General features: G+C 69.9%; 14 protein-coding genes, 1 pseudogene and 1 riboswitch. Of the genes and pseudogenes, 11 read left to right on the forward strand and 4 right to left on the reverse strand.

Translation table 11 applies throughout. From position 1 onward, the window contains the following. Positions 1-15 precede the first annotated feature (15 nt). From rhaS to AB0M36_RS33880, 6 genes are all read left to right on the forward strand, one after another. Positions 16-1089 (forward strand): rhamnose ABC transporter substrate-binding protein, encoded by a 1074-nt coding sequence (rhaS, locus tag AB0M36_RS33855; RefSeq protein ID WP_364166191.1) that lies wholly within the window; start codon positions 16-18, stop codon positions 1087-1089. 3 nt (positions 1090-1092) lie between these two features. After that, positions 1093-1419 carry an L-rhamnose mutarotase gene (locus tag AB0M36_RS33860; RefSeq protein ID WP_364166193.1) on the forward strand — a complete coding sequence of 109 codons (327 nt, stop codon included), beginning with the start codon at positions 1093-1095 and terminating at the stop codon, positions 1417-1419. A gap of 5 nt (positions 1420-1424) precedes the next feature. Then, entirely contained in the window at positions 1425-2591 is a 1167-nt protein-coding gene (gene rhaI / locus AB0M36_RS33865; protein WP_364166195.1) for an L-rhamnose isomerase, read from the forward strand. Positions 2592-2646: 55 nt separating this feature from the next. Further along, positions 2647-4542 carry a glycosyl hydrolase gene (locus tag AB0M36_RS33870; protein ID WP_364166196.1) on the forward strand — a complete coding sequence of 632 codons (1896 nt, stop codon included), beginning with the start codon at positions 2647-2649 and terminating at the stop codon, positions 4540-4542. Positions 4543-4598: 56 nt separating this feature from the next. Further along, positions 4599-5267, forward strand: a complete 669-nt coding sequence (locus tag AB0M36_RS33875) for a hypothetical protein (protein WP_364166198.1) — start codon at positions 4599-4601, stop codon at positions 5265-5267. Between the two features lie 446 nt (positions 5268-5713). After that, positions 5714-5842: a hypothetical protein gene (locus tag AB0M36_RS33880; RefSeq protein ID WP_364166200.1), complete on the forward strand. Its 129-nt coding sequence runs from the start codon at positions 5714-5716 to the stop codon at positions 5840-5842. A 5-nt stretch (positions 5843-5847) separates the two neighbouring features. Here the strand turns inward: AB0M36_RS33880 and AB0M36_RS33885 are convergent, their stop codons facing one another. Next, a complete protein-coding gene (locus tag AB0M36_RS33885) occupies positions 5848-6351 on the reverse strand; it encodes a metallophosphoesterase (protein WP_364166202.1) in 504 nt (167 codons plus the stop codon). Between the two features lie 10 nt (positions 6352-6361). Further along, entirely contained in the window at positions 6362-7339 is a 978-nt protein-coding gene (locus tag AB0M36_RS33890; RefSeq protein ID WP_364166204.1) for a LacI family DNA-binding transcriptional regulator, read from the reverse strand. A gap of 139 nt (positions 7340-7478) precedes the next feature. On the opposite strand from AB0M36_RS33890, the gene AB0M36_RS33895 reads away from it, so the two are divergent. Genes AB0M36_RS33895 through AB0M36_RS33905 form a run of 3 tightly spaced genes read left to right on the forward strand, consistent with a single transcriptional unit; the run spans position 7479 to position 10335 of the window. After that, positions 7479-8528 (forward strand): sugar ABC transporter substrate-binding protein, encoded by a 1050-nt coding sequence (locus tag AB0M36_RS33895; RefSeq protein WP_364166206.1) that lies wholly within the window; start codon positions 7479-7481, stop codon positions 8526-8528. Beyond that, the gene (locus tag AB0M36_RS33900; protein WP_364166208.1) at positions 8501-9553 is read left to right on the forward strand and encodes an ABC transporter permease; all 1053 of its coding nucleotides are present in this window, start codon (positions 8501-8503) and stop codon (positions 9551-9553) included. Before AB0M36_RS33895 ends, AB0M36_RS33900 begins: the two co-directional genes overlap by 28 nt. Next, positions 9550-10335, forward strand: coding sequence for an ATP-binding cassette domain-containing protein (locus tag AB0M36_RS33905; RefSeq protein ID WP_364166210.1), 786 nt, complete (start codon positions 9550-9552; stop codon positions 10333-10335). The genes AB0M36_RS33900 and AB0M36_RS33905 overlap by 4 nt, the downstream gene beginning before the upstream one ends. A 40-nt stretch (positions 10336-10375) precedes the next feature. On the opposite strand, the gene AB0M36_RS33910 is transcribed toward AB0M36_RS33905, so the two are convergent. Both AB0M36_RS33910 and AB0M36_RS33915 read right to left on the reverse strand, forming a co-directional pair. Next, positions 10376-11800, reverse strand: coding sequence for a glycine hydroxymethyltransferase (locus AB0M36_RS33910; RefSeq protein ID WP_364166212.1), 1425 nt, complete (start codon positions 11798-11800; stop codon positions 10376-10378). A 19-nt stretch (positions 11801-11819) separates the two neighbouring features. Then, a riboswitch (ZMP/ZTP riboswitch) is annotated at positions 11820-11912 on the reverse strand. A gap of 22 nt (positions 11913-11934) precedes the next feature. Next, the gene (locus AB0M36_RS33915) at positions 11935-14901 is read right to left on the reverse strand and encodes a discoidin domain-containing protein (RefSeq protein WP_364166214.1); all 2967 of its coding nucleotides are present in this window, start codon (positions 14899-14901) and stop codon (positions 11935-11937) included. A gap of 310 nt (positions 14902-15211) precedes the next feature. Between AB0M36_RS33915 and AB0M36_RS33920 the strand changes: the two genes are divergently transcribed. After that, on the forward strand, positions 15212-16396 hold the full coding sequence (locus tag AB0M36_RS33920; protein ID WP_364166216.1) for a zinc-dependent alcohol dehydrogenase: 1185 nt from the start codon (positions 15212-15214) through the stop codon (positions 16394-16396). 197 nt (positions 16397-16593) lie between these two features. Next, positions 16594-16829, forward strand: a pseudogene (locus AB0M36_RS33925) (RNA polymerase sigma factor SigF); the annotation flags it as partial.

The raw sequence follows: 16829 nt of genomic DNA on the forward strand, positions 1-16829 counted from the left end.
CAATAGGAGTGCGCCATGCTTCGTACCCATCACCGACTACTCGCCGCTGCCAGCGCCTCACTCCTCGTTGTCGGCCTGGCCGCCTGCGGCGGCACCACCAAAGACAGTGCCTCGAACAGTGGCGCCGCCGGGCAACCCGGCGCCTCCGCCGACCCGAACGCGGCGATCAAGACGGGCCTGAAGATCGCCTATCTGCCCAAGCAGCTGAACAACCCGTACTCGGACGTGGAGACCGGCGGCGGCAAGGTGGCGGTCGGCGAGCTGAAGGGCGAGTACAAGCTCGTCGGCCCCAACGACGCGAGCGCCTCTTCCCAGGTCAGCTACATCAACACGCTGATCCAGCAGCAGCAGGACGTGATCGTGGTGGCGGCCAACGACCCCAACGCGGTCTGCCCGTCGCTCAACCAGGCCCGCCAGGCGGGCATCAAGGTGGTGTCGTTCGACTCGGACGCCTCCAAGGACTGCCGCGACGCGTTCATCAACCAGGCCACCACCCAGGGCATCGGCGAGAGCCTCGTGAAGATGGCGAGCGAGCTGGCCGGCGGCGAGGGCGAGATCGCCGTCCTCTCGGCCACCCCGAACGCCACGAACCAGAACGCGTGGATCGAGGTCATGAAGAAAGAGCTGGCCAAGCCGGAGTACGCGAAGCTCAAGCTCGTCAAGACCGCGTACGGCAACGACGACGACCAGAAGTCGTTCCAGGAGGCGCAGGGCCTGCTGCAGTCGTACCCGAATCTGAAGGTGATCGTCTCTCCCACCACCGTGGGCATCGCCGCGGCCTCGCGCTACGTCAGCTCGTCCAACTACAAGGGCAAGGTGGCGATCACCGGCCTGGGGCTGCCGAACCAGATGCGGGAGTACGTCAAGGACGGCACGGTGAAGAAGTTCGCGCTGTGGAACCCGGCCGACATCGGATACCTGGCCGCCTTCGCCGGCGCCTCACTCGCCTCCGGAAAGATCACCGGCAAGGAGGGCGAGAAGTTCACCGCCGGCAAGCTCGGCGAATACACCATCGGCAAGGACGGCGAGATCGTCCTCGGCCCGCCCACCGAGTTCACCGCCGAAAACATCGACAAATTCAACTTCTGAGTAATGAGGTACTGCTTCCAACTCCAGATCCGCCCGGAACGGATCGGCGAGTACGTGAAGCGCCACGAGGCCGTGTGGCCCGAGATGCAGGACGCACTCCGGGCCACCGGCTGGCGCAACTACTCCCTGTTCCTGCGCACCGACGGCCTCCTGATCGGCTACGTCGAGGCGGACGACCTGGCGGCCTCCCAGTCGGCGATGGCGGCGCTGGAGGTCAACACCCGGTGGCAGGCGGAGATGGCGCCGTTCTTCGCGGGCACCGCGCCCGGCGACGGCTTCCCGCTGCTGACCGAGGTCTTCCACCTCGCAGAAACCCCGGAAGAAGAGTGACACCAATGACCGACCTCGCCGCAGTCAAGCGGGCGCTCGCCGCGCAGCGCATCGAGACCCCGTCGTGGGCCTTCGGCAACTCCGGCACGCGGTTCAAGGTCTTCGCCCAGCCGGGCGTCCCCCGCAGTCCCGAGGAGAAGATCGCCGACGCCGCCACCGTGCACCGTTTCACGGGAATCACGCCGACGGTCGCCCTGCACATCCCCTGGGACAAGGTGGACGACTACCGCGCCCTCGCCGAGTACGCGGCCTCGCTCGGTGTCGGCATCGGCGCCATCAACACCAACGTCTTCCAGGACGACGACTACAAGCTCGGCTCGGTCACCAACCCGGACGCCGGGATCCGCCGCAAGGCGACCGACCACCTGCTCGAAGCCGTCGCCGTCATGGATCAGACCGGATCGCGGGACCTCAAGCTGTGGTTCTCCGACGGCATCAACTACCCGGGGCAGGACGACCTGCGCAACCGCCAGGACCGCCTGGCCGAGTCGCTGCGCGAAACGTACGACCGCCTCGGCGAGCACCAGCGCATCCTGCTGGAGTACAAGCTCTTCGAGCCGGCCTTCTACGCCACCGACATTCCCGACTGGGGCACGTCGTACGCCCACTGTGTCGAACTGGGCGACAAGGCGACGGTCTGCATCGACACGGGCCACCACGCCCCCGGCACCAACATCGAGTTCATCGTGGCGTTCCTCCTGCGGCAGCGGAAGCTCGGCGCCTTCGACTTCAACAGCCGCTTCTACGCCGACGACGACCTGATGGCCGGCGCGGCCGACCCGTTCCAGCTCTTCCGGATCATGTACGAGATCGTCCGTGGCGGGGCGCTCCATCCCGCGTACGGTATCAACTTCATGCTGGACCAATGTCACAACATAGAGATGAAGGTACCGGCCATCATCCGGTCTGTTCTCAACATTCAGGAGGCGACTGCGAAGGCCCTGCTGGTGGATCGCGCCGCCCTCACCACCGCCCAGGCCGAGGGAGACGTCCTGGAGGCGAACGCGATCCTGATGGACGCATACAACACCGATGTGCGGCCGCTGCTCGGAGAGGTGCGCGCGGACCAGGGACTCGACCCGGATCCGGTGCGGGCTTATCGCCGCAGCGGCTACCAGGAGAAGATCACCGCCGACCGGGTCGGCGGTGAGCAGGCCGGCTGGGGAGCCTAGAGTTCCACCTCCGTAGCTACAACGGGGGATATCTATGCGCAGGCACCACCGATGGTTGATCGCAGCTCTGACCGTTGTGGGGGTAATCCCCGCGGCGCTGTCCGCACCGGCGCCGGCCGAGGCCGCGCCACCGTCGCCGTCCGCCGCAGGCGCCGTGTTGCGCTACCTGACCAATCTGCCCAACGGCACCCGGGACAGGGTCGTCTCGGGGAGCTTCGGACATTTCGGCGACGAATACAGCCTGGACGGTGCACAGCGGATCCGGCGCGTCACCGGCCAGAACCCGGGATTGCTCGGGTGCGACTACTGGTCCCAGCTGACCATCGCGAAATTCGATTCCACCTGCAACAAGGCCTTGATCCGGCATTGGCGCGGCGGCGGACTTGCCACGGTGAACACGCACTTCCCCGCACCCGGCACTCCGGGCCACGACCTCAAGGACAAGGTCGTGCTCGCCGATCTTTGGAAGCCGGGGACCGCGGCGCACCACGACTGGATCGGCCATTCCAAGAGCTATCTGCCCCAACTGGCGGCCGGCCTCCGGGAGCTCCGCGACGCCGGGGTTCCGGTGCTGTTCCGGCCCTTCCACGAGATGAACGGCGACTGGTTCTGGTGGGGCAAGCAGAACCCGACGGCCTTCACCGACCTGTGGCGGCGGACCTATGACTACCTGTCCCGTCAGGGACTGGACAACCTGATCTGGGTCTATTCGGCCAACCACGGCGTCGGCGGCTACACCGACTACTACCCCGGCGCCAAGTATGCCGACATCGTCGGCTTGGACGCCTATCTCGACGACCCCGGTGCGACGCGGGGATACGCCGAGCTGCTCACGCTCGGCAAGCCGTTCGCTTTCACCGAGATCGGTCCGAACAACGACCCGGATCGCCTCAACAAGGGGCAGTTCGACTATCAGCGGTGGATCACCGCGATCGCCACGAAGTTCCCCCGGACCGCCTACTTCCTGGCCTGGAACAAGGACCTGGGACCCGAGGGCAACCTCAACGCCACCGGCCTGATGAACCACCCGTGGGTGGTGAACCACGGTGAGATCGACATGTCCACCGTGCCCCTGGCGACGGACTTCGAGGCGACCGAAGCCGGCTGGACCGGAGTCAACATCGCCGCCGGACCCTGGTCCGTCGAGGAGGGTGCGGCCACCGGCAGCCACTCCCTGAAGGCGGACGTCGACCTGTCCCGAGGTGAGGCGTTCCTGAACCGGAAGGCCCCCCGCGACCTCCGAGGCCGGTCCACGCTGAGAGTCTCCGCCCGGCACGCCGACTGGGGCACCTACACCGCACCGATGACCGCCAAGCTCTATGTCCGCACCGGGCCCGAGGAGACCTGGCACGACGGCGGCGCCACCGCCATCGGCACCGGAGTGACCTACCTGACCCTGCCGCTCACGGCGGTGCCCGACCTCGGCGACGTTCGGGAGGTCGGGGTGGCCTTCACCCCGGCACCCGGCAGCCACGAGAGATCCGCGATCTACGTCGACGATCTCGGCGCCGACCGCATCCTGGAGGACTTCGAACTCGGCGCGGCCGGCTGGGCCGGCGGCATCCACGAAGGCGCCCCGTGGTCCACACTCGACTGGAAGCTTCCGGGAGAACGCAACCTCTTCGCATTCATGAACACCACCCTCGGCGAGACCAACCTGAGCAACGCCCAGGCCCGGGATCTGCGAGGCCACCGTCGGCTGTCCGCCACCGTCCGGCATGCCGCCAACGCGCCCATGACGGCCAAGGTGTACGTCCGTACGGGATCGGCCAGAACCTGGCATGACGGCGGAGCGACCCCGATCGGCGCCGCCCCCACGACACTCACGATCGACCTGGCGACCATTGCCGACCTCCATCGGGTCGTGGAGATCGGAGTCGCCTACACGCCCGCGTTGGGCAGCACCGACACGGAGGCGGCCATCTACCTGGACACGGTGACTCTCGATTGATCCCACCGCCCCGGAGTCGTTTCCCGCGACAAGATCAGGGGCAGGGATGCGGACACGTGTTGTCGAACCGGGAGGACATCATGCTCCGCGCTCGCACCACCGTCGCCACCGCCACGCTGGCCAGCCTGACCCTCGGCATCGCGGCCTGCGGCACCGAGGGCCCTTCCACCGCCGCCGCGGTGGAAGGGCCCTCCCCGTCCCCGGCCGTCCGAGCCACCACCGCAGAGTCTGCCCAGCAATCCCCGCCGGCCACCCCGGCGGCTCCCGGCAGTCCGATCCTGCGCGGTAAGCGGCAGGTCGTCATCGCGCCGGTGGGAAGCTTCGAATCCGTGCTGGCCGTCGACACCAAGGGGCGGATGAACGCCACCGACGGCCCATCCGAGTACAGCCTGTTCGTCTTCGTCCCGGCCCGGGACGGCAAACACCTGATCCGAACCGCCAAGGCCGGCACCGGCGGCGAACCGTCCTGTATGGGCATTCGGAACAACGGCTCCGCTCCCCTGACGGTGGTCGCCGCCGCCTGCGACGCCGGCCGCGACGGCCAGCTGTTCACCGTCGCCACGGCGAAGGACGCGGCGAAAAAGGATGAGCCGGCATACACGATCAGCAATGGGGACGCCTTCCTGCTGCTGACGCCGCAAGACGACCTGATCGCCCAGGAACCCGGCGATGCTCCGTCCGGCACCACCTTCACCCTTGTCGACAATGGCTCCGCCCCGACCTGAGCCGCCGCGCTCCCGCCGCCGCCAGCACCAGCGCGGCCACGACGGTGTCGATCAGCGCCGGCGCCGAGTACGAGGGCCGGGTTCGGTTCAACCCGCCGATCTCCGGCGTGGCGGGCAGCGGTATCGCGGAACTGGTGCTGCCGCCGTCGGCGGGCCCGCTCACCGCCCAGATCACTGTCACGCAACCGGACGGCAGGTCCACCACGGAGTCTCGGTCGGAGGCATCCAAGGCAGCAGCGGAACGGATCCGGCCGAGTATGACGCCGTGCTCACCAAGGCGCTTGGCGGCCGCGCGTTCGACCTCCAGATCCTGCGCGGCTGGTTGGCCAGCGCTCTGGTCGAGGGCGGAATTCCCTGAAAGAAGCCCAGGTCACGGTGCCCTGGACAAGCCGATCGCCGTCGCGCTCGACAAGTCCGGCAAGGGCACCGTCACTCTCGTCCCGGACGTGGCCGCGACGGTGACCGCGTACGCCGCGGACGGCACCAAAATGGGTTCGACGCCGGTCACCACGGTCCTGACCTTCGGGCCGGGCGGCCCGATCGGAGAGCGGCCGGAGACCCGGGTCGTGCCCTGAGGCGATCACGCTCGGGGTGGAAGTCGGTGAAGAGTCACCTCGCCGAGGTGGCCTTCACCGATCTCGGCGGTCATGTAGGTGCAGTAGGGCTGGCGCCGGCGATCCGTCGGACTGCCCGGGTTGAGCAGCCGTAAGCCGTTCTCGGCCGTGGTGTCCCAGGGAATGTGCGAGTGGCCGAAGACCAGGACGTCGACGTCCGGGAAGTTTTCCGCGCAGCGGCGCTCCCGGCCGTCGGCGTCGCCGGTCTCGTGGATCACGGCCAGGCGGACGCCGTCGAGGGTGGCCCGGGCGATCTCCGGCAGGCGGGCGCGCAGCGCCGGGCCGTCGTTGTTGCCGTAGCACGCGATCAGGCGTTTCGCGCGCGCCGAGAAGGCGTCCAGTGTGGCCTCGTCCACCCAGTCGCCGGCGTGGACCACCACGTCGGCGGCGTCGATGGCGGCCCACAGCTCGGCCGGGAGGTCGCGGGCGCGCTTCGGGAGGTGGGTGTCGGTCGTGAGGACCAGCAGCATGCGGCTAACCCTAGGCCGTCAGCTCTCCCGAGCCGCGCGGGATCAGGGTCGTGGGGATGGTGATTTCGCGGGGCTCGCCGTCGTGGCCGTCCAGGCGTTCGAAGAGGGCGCGTGCCGCCGCCCGGCCCATCGCGGCCGGATCCTGGGCGACCACCGTGATCGCCGGTTCCAGCAGGTCGGCGAGGGGTAGGTCGCCGAAGGCGACGAGGGCGATCCGCCGGTGCAGGCCCGCGTGGCGCAGCGCTCGCAGCGCGCCGACGGTGATCCGATGGTGCGTGGTGAGCAGTGCGGTCGGGGGCTCCGCGAGCGCCAGCAGGGCCGTCGTGACGGCGGGCGAGCGGGGGCCCGGGTCGACGGCCTCGCAGGTTGGCAAGCCGGCTTCGCGCATCGCGTCGCGGTAGCCCTGCCGGCGGCTACGGGCGGTGGCGATGCGTGGGGCGGCGCCGAGGAACGCTATCCGGCGGTGTCCGTGGGCGATCAGGTGGCGGGTGGCGGACGCGGCCCCGGACCGGTTCGTGGCCACGACGGTGTCCGCCCGGTAGCCGGTGGCCGGGCGGTCGACGAACACCACCGGGGTCCCGGGGTGCAGTTCGTGGGAGAGATAGCCCTGGTCGGCGGCGGCCGGCGCCAGGATCAGTCCGTCGGTGTGCCGGCGCGCGAAGGCGGTCGCAAGCTCCCGTTCCCGGTCCGGATTCTCGTCCAGGCTGCCGGTCATCACGTGCACCCCGCGCGGGTGGGCTTCGTCCTCGACCGCGCGGTGCAGGATCGCCGAGAACGGGTCGCCGGCGTCGGTGAGCAGCAGGCCTATCGTTCCGGTCCGCCAGTCGCTGCGGCGGAGCATGGTCGCGCCCAGGTTCGGGCGGTAGCCGAGCTCGGCGACGGCGGCGCGGACGCGGGTGGCCAGGGCCGGGTCCACCGTGGTCTCGCCGTTCACCACGCGGGACACGGTCTTGAGGCTGACGCCCGCGCGGCGGGCGACGTCGTTCATCGTGGGCCGCCCCATCTCTCCCCCAGATGATCACTGGCTGCAACTGCCCGAGCACCAATTGTTGACAGTCGATGCCCTGAGACGTCTACTGCAAGACAACGTTGTCTCTCTATTCCTGCTAAATCGATTAGGAGGAGACATGCGTGGCTCACCGCTGATCAAGAGACGTCTCACACCCGCGCTGGCCGCCGTGACCCTGGTGCTGGGCGCGGCGGCCTGCGGCGACGGATCGGGTGGGGGTGACCAGGTCGTCGGCCTCATCACCAAGACCGCCACGAACCCCTTCTTCGTCAAGATGAAGGACGGCGCGCGGGAGGCCGCGAGGCAGCAGGGTGTGGAACTGCAGTCGTTCGCGGGCAAGCAGGACGGCGACAACGAGGCCCAGGTGCAGGCCATCGAGAACCTCATGTCGTTCGGAGCCAAGGGCTTCCTCATCACCCCGAACGACTCCAAGGCGATCGTCCCGTCCATCGACAGGGCGAGGCAGCAGGGCATGCTCGTCATCGCCCTCGACACGCCGACCGACCCGGCCGACGCCGTCGATGCCACCTTCGCCACCGACAACTACCAGGCCGGCAAGCTCATCGGGCAGTGGGCCAAGGCCAAGTTCGACGCCGACGGCAAGCAGGCGAAGATCGCCATGCTGGACCTCAACGCCAACCAGGTGTCCGTCGACGTCAAGCGCGACCAGGGATTCCTCGACGGCTTCGGCATCGCGGTCGGCGACGCCAACCGGATCGGCGACGAGAGCGACCCGCGGATCGTCGGCCACGACGTGACCGACGGCGCCGAGGACGGCGGGCGTACGGCCATGGAGAACCTGCTGCAGAAGGACCCGTCGATCAACCTCGTCTACACGATCAACGAGCCCGCGGCGGCGGGGGCGTACCAGGCGCTGAAGGCCGCCGGCAAGGACAAGGACGTCACCATCGTCTCCGTCGACGGTGGCTGCCCCGGCGTCGATAACGTCGCCAAGGGCGTCATCGGCGCGACCTCCATGCAGTTCCCGCTGAAGATGGCGGCGCTGGGCGTCGAGGCCGTGACCGCGTTCGCCAGGGACGGCACCAAGCCCCAGGCGACCGCCGGCAAGGACTTCGTCGACACCGGCACCCAGTTGATCACCGACGACCCGCAGCCCGGCGTGGAGGCCAAGGACTCCGCGTGGGGCAAGCAGAACTGTTGGGGCTGACCATGGCAACAGCTATCGAAAGCACGCCCGACTTCGACGTCAACCGACACGACTCGCTCGGCCTGCGCATCCAGCACGTCCTGCACGGCAACCCGGTCCTCGGCCCGCTGGCCGTCCTGATCGTCGCCGTCATCGCCTTCTCGCTGGTCAACACCCGATTCTTCTCGGCCGCGAACCTGTCGCTGGTGCTGGCCCAGGTGACCGTCATCGCGACGCTCGCCCTCGGTCAGACGCTGGTGATCCTGACCGCCGGGATCGACCTGGCGGCCGGCGCCATCGCGGTCTTCTCGTCGGTGCTGATGGCGAGCTTCTGCACCGACCTCGGCATGCCCGGAGCGCTGGCACTGCTGCTCGGCTTCGCCTGCGGCACGGCCATGGGCGCCCTGAACGGCTTCCTGGTGACCCGGCTCAAGCTGCCACCGTTCATCGTCACGCTCGGCACCCTGACCATCCTCTTCTCGCTGAACTCGGTGGTCTCCAGGAGCGAGACGGTCCGCGGCTCCGACATGCCGTCGATCATGACCTGGACGGGCACCACGATCCCGATCGGGGGCTTCCGGCTCACGTACGGATCGATCATCATGTTGGCGCTCTTCGCTTATTTCTTCTACGCCTTGCGCTCCACAGCCTGGGGCAAGCATGTGTACGCCACGGGCGACGACGTCGAGGCGGCCCGGCTGGCGGGCATCCGCACCAACCGGGTGCTGTTCTCGGTCTACACGGTCGCCGGCCTGCTCTACGCGATCGGTGGCTGGATCCTCATCGGCCGGTTGGCGTCGGCCAGCCCCAACGTCGGCGTGGACTACAACCTCGACTCCATCACCGCCGTCGTGCTCGGCGGCACGAGCCTCTTCGGCGGCCGGGGCGGCGTGCTCGGCACCCTCATCGGCGCCCTGATCGTCGGCGTTTTCCGCAACGGCCTTCAGCTCGCGGGCGTCGAGGTGGTCTGGCAGGGCTTCGCCATCGGCCTGCTGGTGCTCGTCGCCGTCTCCCTCGACCAGTGGATCAGGAAGGTGAAAACGTGACCGCTTCCAAGCCCACTCCTGTTGTCGAGGCGCGCGGGCTCACCAAGCGATACGGCCGGGTCACGGCCATCGAGAGCGGCGACCTCGAGCTCTACCCCGGCGAGATCCTCGCGGTCATCGGCGACAACGGCGCCGGCAAGTCGAGCCTGATCAAGGCGTTGTCCGGGGCGCTGATCCCGGACAGCGGAGAGATCTACCTTGACGGGCAGCGCGTCCACTTCCGCAATCCGATGGAGGCGCGCGAGGCCGGCATCGAGACCGTTTACCAGACCCTGGCCGTCGCGCCGGGTCTCGACATCGCCGACAACCTGTTCCTCGGGCGCGAGGAGCGCCGCAGCGGCCCGCTCGGCACGATCTTCCGGATGCTCGACCGCAAACACATGCGCTCGGAGGCCCGCCGACACATGTCGGAGCTCGGCATCGGCACCCTGCAGAACATCGGCCAGGCGGTGGAGTCGCTCTCCGGCGGTCAGCGCCAGGCGGTGGCGGTCGCGCGCTCGGCGGCCTTCGGCAGCAAGGTGGTGATCCTCGACGAGCCGACCGCCGCGCTCGGCGTCAAGGAGGGCAACCGCGTCCTCCAACTGATCCGCGACGTCCGCGACCGCGGCCTGCCGGTGATCCTGATCAGCCACAACATGCCGCACGTCTTCGAGGTGGCCGACCGCATCCACATCCAGCGCCTGGGCCGCCGGGCGACGGTGATCACCCCGAAGTCGCATTCCATGTCGGAGGCGGTCGCCATCATGACCGGCGCCGCCCCGCCGCCACCCCCGGTGGCCTGAGGAGGAACGGGCCCGCGAGCGGGCCCGTTCCGCACCGCTGTCAGTTGCCGAGGTCGACGCTCGGGTAGAGCGGGAAACCGGCGAGCAGCTCGGTCGCCTGCTTGCTGATCCGGTCGGCCACGGCCGCGTCCAGGTCGAACTTGGCCTTGGAGGCGCCGGCCTTCGTCTGCGACAGGACCGCGTGCATCAGCTCGGCGATCTGGTCCATCTCCGCCGTGCCGAGGCCGCGGGTGGTCAGGGCCGGGGTGCCGACGCGGATGCCCGAGGTGTACCAGGCGCCGTTCGGGTCCTGCGGGATCGAGTTGCGGTTGGTGACGATGCCGCTGTCCAGCAGTGCCTGCTCGGCCTGGCGGCCGGTCAGGCCGTACTTGTCGACGTCGACCAGCACGAGGTGGTTGTCGGTGCCGCCGCTGACCACCGTCGCGCCGCGCTTCATCAGGCCCTCGGCGAGCGCCTGGCTGTTGTCGACGATGCGCTGGGCGTAGTCGGCGAACTCCGGGCGCCGGGCCTCGGCGAAGGCGATCGCCTTGGCCGCCATGACGTGGCCGAGCGGGCCGCCGAGAACCATCGGGCAGCCGCGGTCGACCTGGTCGGCGAGCTCCGGCTGGCAGAACACCGCGCCGCCCCGCGGGCCGCGCAGGCTCTTGTGGGTCGTCGTGGTGACGATGTGGGCGTGCTCGATCGGGTTGAAGTCGCCGGTGAAGACCTTGCCCGCGACCAGGCCCGCGAAGTGCGCCATGTCGACCATGAAGGTCGCGCCCACCTCCTCGGCGATCTCGCGCATGATCCGGAAGTTGACCTTGCGCGGGTACGCCGAGTAGCCGCCGACGATGATCAGCGGCTTGAACTCGCGCGCCGACTCGCGCAGGGCGGCGTAGTCGATCTGGCCGGTGGCCGGGTCCACGCCGTAGCTGCGCTGGTCGAACATCTTGCCGGAGATGTTGGGGCGGAAGCCGTGGGTGAGGTGGCCGCCCGCGTCGAGCGACATGCCCAGCATGCGCTGGTTGCCGAACGCCTGGCGCAGCTCGGCCCACTCGGCGTCGGTGAGGTCGTTGACGTTGCGCTTCTGCACCTTGGCCAGCGCCGGCGCCTCGACCCGGTCGGCGAGCACGGCCCAGTACGCGACGAGGTTGGCGTCGATGCCGGAGTGCGGCTGCACATACGCGTACGGCGCGCCGAAGAGCGCCTTGGCGTGCTCGACGGCGACCGACTCGACGGTGTCGACATTCTGGCAGCCGGCGTAGAAGCGGCGGCCGATGGTGCCCTCGGCGTACTTGTCGGAGAGCCAGTTGCCCATCGCGAGCAGCACGGCGGGGGACGCGTAGTTCTCGGACGCGATCAGCTTGAGGGACTCCCGCTGATCGTTCAGCTCCTTGGCGATCGCGTCGGCGATCCGGGGCTCGACGGCGCGCACAGCGTCCAGCGCGGCGCGGAAAGCGGTCGATTCGGCGTTGAGCTCAGACATCGGACCTCCCTATCACAGGTGAAGAGGCCCAGGCGCGCGGCGGTCACCCCGGTGGGTGGGACCGCTCCCCGATGGTCATCCATCTTCCACAGCGCCAGTCACGGCCCGCCGACGAGCATACCGGCGACCCGCGACTACGTGACCGCGAGGTTCGCCAGCTCCGCGTCGCCGGGACGCCAGCCCTCGACCACGACCGCGACATAGCGCGCGCGGGCGCCCAGCGGGCCGTACCTGCGGCCGTCCGTGGAGGCTTCCAGCCGGTGCGGTCGCCGCCGACCGCGGGTCCAGGTGAGCGCGACCTTCGCGACGGGAATCACCGCGCCGAGGTCGACCACCATGCGCCCCGCGGCACCCGGGCGCCACGACGTCGCCGGGTCGCCGTCGACGGCGAAGTCCGGGGAGGTCATGTTCTCCGGCAGCGGCGAGGTCGGGAAGGTCGTCCGGCCCCGGGCGAGGTCGGCGGTCGGCGTGAGGGCGCCCGGCACCGACACGCTGCGGGATTTGCCGGCGGGCACGCGTACGGTCTTTTCCCATGATCCGCGGTGCAGCGTGACCACCGCCCGACGCTGAGCGGGAGCGGTGACCGTGACGTGCTGGGAATCCCTGACCGTGAACCGGGTGCCCGGCGGCGGGTCGCCGGCGACAGTGAAGCGGGGCGGTTCCACCCGGGCGGTGCCCCCGTCGAGGCTGGCCGTCCACTCGAGTCCCCGCTTGGTCAGCACCTGCTCGCCCCGGAAGAGGCCGCGCTGCGCGGGCAGGCGCACGGTCACGTCGCGGACGGGCTCCGCGGAGAGGTTGAAGACGCTCAGGTGGCCGTCCGCGTCGCTGACCGCGAGCCCCTCGGCGGTGGGCATCGGTCGGGCGGCGAGCCGGGCGAGATCCGTGCGGCCGCCCGCATACCCCTCGAGGAGCGGCGCCGGTGCGCTGACCGAGGTCGCCGTCACCGTGATCCGGCCGTCGCCGCCGTGGGTCACGATCCCGGCGCGCCCGTCGATGCCGACCCAGCGGGCCGTCGTGCGGGTCTGCGGGACCTCTGCCGCATCCTCCCAGGTCCGACCGTCGGTCGAGGTCTGGATGACGAACCTCTTGCCATAGGCGGCGTCCCACGCGATGCGCGCGCCGGCGACCCGGACCGCCGAGCCGAGGTCGACGGCGAGCCAGCTGTCGGCCCGGCCGCGCTCCTCGGGCGCGACCGACCAGCGGGTGCTCGGATTGCCGTCGGTGGCGTGGCGCGCCGGATTCCAGGGGTCGTCCGAGGAGGCGGTCGGCATCGCGCCCTGGGCTAGGTCGGCGCCAGTCACGTCGAGGACGGCGAAGCCCCAGAGGGAATAGCCCTCCGCGGTGGCCGGCTCGCGGCCGAGCATGCGGACGTACCGGGCCCGGCGCGCGGCGAACGGGATGTCGCCGATCAGCTGGTCGGGCAGCTCGGCCCGGCCGCCCGCGTAGGTGAAGGTGCGGGCACCGTCGAGCCCGGGGATGCCCGGCATGGCGAAGGTGAACAGGCTGAGGCCGCCCTCGCCGGGCAGGCCCGTGCTGGCGTAGACGACGGTGCCGGTCGGCAGCGTGGTGAAGCCCGCGTAGCCGCCGTTCACGGCGAGGACGGTCGCGGTCGCGTCGACCCCGTCACGGACCCGGCTGTACGCCCTCGTCCAGTGGCTCGACGGGGTGACGTCGGCGGGCAGGAACGCCGGAACACGCGTGTCGACGAGCCAGTTGTCGTGGTTCGGCTGCCAGAGGAACTTGACGAAGTCCGGCTTGGTGACCGCCGCGGCGAAGGCGCTCGCCGACTGGTGCGCGGTGAGCCCGACGTCGCCGCCGAAGTCGCGGGTCCCTGCCGCGCGGCGGAAGAACTGCTCCCGGGAGACCGGCGGCACGGGCTTGGCGCGCAGCTTGTGGAAGAGGTACGCGATGGCCAGCTCGGCTCGGGCCTCGGGCTCCTCCTTCTCCTCGGCGCTGAACTTCGTCAGCCGGTGCTCGGGCGCGAAGCGCAGATAGGGCATCAGGCGCTCGGCGAGGTCCGCCTCGGCGCGGGCCGCGTCGCGGTCGCCGTGGACCTGGGCGAGGAACGCGAGCGGGAGCACGTTGCGGCCGTACAGGTGGTAGCGGTCCGCGGCCATCGGCATGACCGGCTCGCCCGCGTCGCTGGCCAGCAGCCGCAGGGTGCGCCAGAGCTGCCCGCCGTTGGGCTGGCGGGTCAGCACCTCGGGCACCGCGCGGCCGGCGACCAGGAAGTGGATCGCCGCGCGGCCCGCCATCCGCCACAGCTCGGCCTGGTAGTGCGGGTTGAAGGAGTCGTTGTTCTCCACGACGAACGAGTCGTGGAGGTTGTGCGCGCTGCTGAGCCGGTCGATCCGCTCGCCGTCGACGACGGCCGGGTTGGCGCGATCGGCCTCCGGCAGCGCGCTGGCGTTGGTGGCCCAGAAGCGGAAGCGCGCCCGCCAGGCCGCGGCGGACGCGGCGTCGTCGGTCCATGCCATGCCCGGCGCGAGGGCCTGGGCGTAGACGCCCATCTCCTCGAGCTTGCTGTCGCCGCGCCAGCCGCCGTCGGTGCCGTTCGGGGTCCGCTCGTCGCTGAGCGGATCATCCCCGGCGTTGAGCTGGTACGCGTACGCGGCCTGCCCCTCGGCGATCCGCTGCACGTTGCCCTGGGTCACCGGATCGAGGTCGGTCCACAACAGGCGGGCGGCGAGCACGAAGTAGAGCTCGAACGCGGAGTCCCAGAAGAGGCGGCGCCCCCACTCTGCGCCGCCGGCGAGTTTGTTGGAGGCGGCGTACCGCCTGATCGTCGCGACCGTCCGGGACCGCAGTGTCGCGGCGTCGACGCCGGTGAGCCGGGAGTCGTAGTCCTCCATGCCCAGCAGGACCGCGTTGCCCAGCACAGCGGCGAAGCGGAAGTCGGCCGCCTTGTAGGCCCCGATCGCGGGATCCCACTGCTCCTCGACCCACCGCGTGTGGACGTGCAGCGCGTCCCGATAGATGTCCGCCACCGGATTCGTGCCTCGAGCCGGCGCCGCCGCATGCGCCGGCGCGGACGCGAACGTGCTGGTCAAGCCGCTGATTCCGGCCAGCGCCAGCAGGTGGCGGCGCGACAGAGCGAACACGGAACCTCCCCGGCGGAACAGCACAGCCTGCCTACCATTCGCTGCCTCGGCGAACGCTGTCAAATTCGCCGGTCGGCGACCCGCCCGCGCGGGCGGCGCCCTGGCACAAGTTTTACTTGCTTGTTAAGTAATGCATCGATGAGACTGGCCTTACCGTCCCCGCAACCGCACCATCCCCCACGCCGTGGCGCCGGCCGCCGCGTAGCTCGCCAGCCGGCGCCACGACGCGTCACCGGCCGATCGGGGAATATCCGCTCCCGCACCGGGCACTCGGTCAGCGAACGCCACTCACCGAGAGCCGGAGGAACGCATGCGCGCGCTGACTTGGCAGGGCACCGGGAAGGTGTCCGTCGAGACCGTCGGAGATCCGAAGATCCAGGAGCCCACGGACGCCATCGTCCGGATCACGTCGACCGCCATCTGCGGCTCCGACCTGCACCTCTACAACGTGCTGGGCATGTACCTCGACGCCGGCGACATCCTCGGCCACGAGCCGATGGGCATCGTCGAGGAGGTCGGCGACGAGGTCAGCAACATCAGGCCCGGCGACCGGGTGGTCATCCCGTTCAACATCTCCTGCGGCCACTGCTGGATGTGCTCGCGCGGCTATTTCGCCCAGTGCGAGACCACGCAGGTCACCGAGCACGGCAAAGGCGCCTCGCTGTTCGGGTTCACGAAGCTCTACGGCCAGGTCCCCGGCGGTCAGGCCGAATACCTCCGGGTGCCGCAGGCGCAGTTCGGCCCGATCAAGGTGCCGGAGGGTCACCCGGACGAGCGCTACCTCTTCCTCTCGGACGTGCTGACCACGTCCTGGCAGGCCGCCCAGTGGGCCGACATCACGCCCGGCGGCACGGTCTTCGTGACCGGGCTCGGCCCGATCGGCCAGATGAGCGCCCGCATCGCCCGCCATCTCGGCGCGGGGCGGGTCATCGCCACGGACCACGTGCCGGAACGGCTGGAGATGGCCCGCCGCAACGGCGTCGAGGTCATCGACTTCGACGAGGTCGACGACGTGCCCGGGGCCGTCATGGACCTGACCTCCGGACGGGGCGCCGACAGCGTGATCGAGGCGGTCGGCATGGAGGCGCACGGTACGCCGTTCCAGGAGTTCGCCCAGAAGGCGGCGGGCATGCTGCCGGACGCGCTGGCCCGCACCGCGATCGACAAGGCCGGGGTGGATCGCATGGGCGCGCTGCGTACCGCCTTCGCGGCGGTCCGCCGGGCCGGCACGGTGTCGATCGTCGGCGTGTACGGCGGCCAGGCCGACCCGATCCCGATGTTCGACCTCTTCGACAAGGGCGTGACCCTGCGGATGGGCCAGGCACACGTCAAGCGGTGGGCCGACGAGGTCCTGCCGCTGCTCACCGGCGACGACGACCCGCTGGGCGTCGACGACCTGGTCACCCATCGGCTGCCGCTCGAGCAGGCACCGCACGCCTACGAGATCTTCGAAAAGAAGGAGGACGGCTGCGTCAAGGTCGTGCTCAAGCCCTGAGCGGGCGAGCAGGGTACCACCCTGTTAGAGGTCGCTTACCCAAAGTCACTCATACTTTCGGCTAGTCTTCTCTCGACTGGTCGGCTAGGGTCGTCATAACCGAACGGCCAGCATGCGCGGGTACGGATGGTCTTCATCGACCGCCGTGCCCGCGGATCTATAGCGACACCCCGCAGGTGCTCAGGGAGGACCACGGAATGACTGTGACCCAGTCGGCCCCGTCGACCACGACGTCGACCACGATCAGCGAGGCGCCGCAGGACAGCGCCGCCGACCTCCTCAACGCGATGGCCGCGATGCCCACCGGCCACCCGTCCCGGGCGTCGCTGCGTGACCGCGCGATCGAGGCCTGGCTGCCCCTGGCCCGCCACCTCGCCCACCGCTACTCCGGCCGCGGCGAACCCACCGACGACCTCATCCAGACCGCCACCGT

Source organism: Actinoplanes sp. NPDC051346 (genome assembly GCF_040682215.1).
Lineage (GTDB): Bacteria > Actinomycetota > Actinomycetes > Mycobacteriales > Micromonosporaceae > Actinoplanes.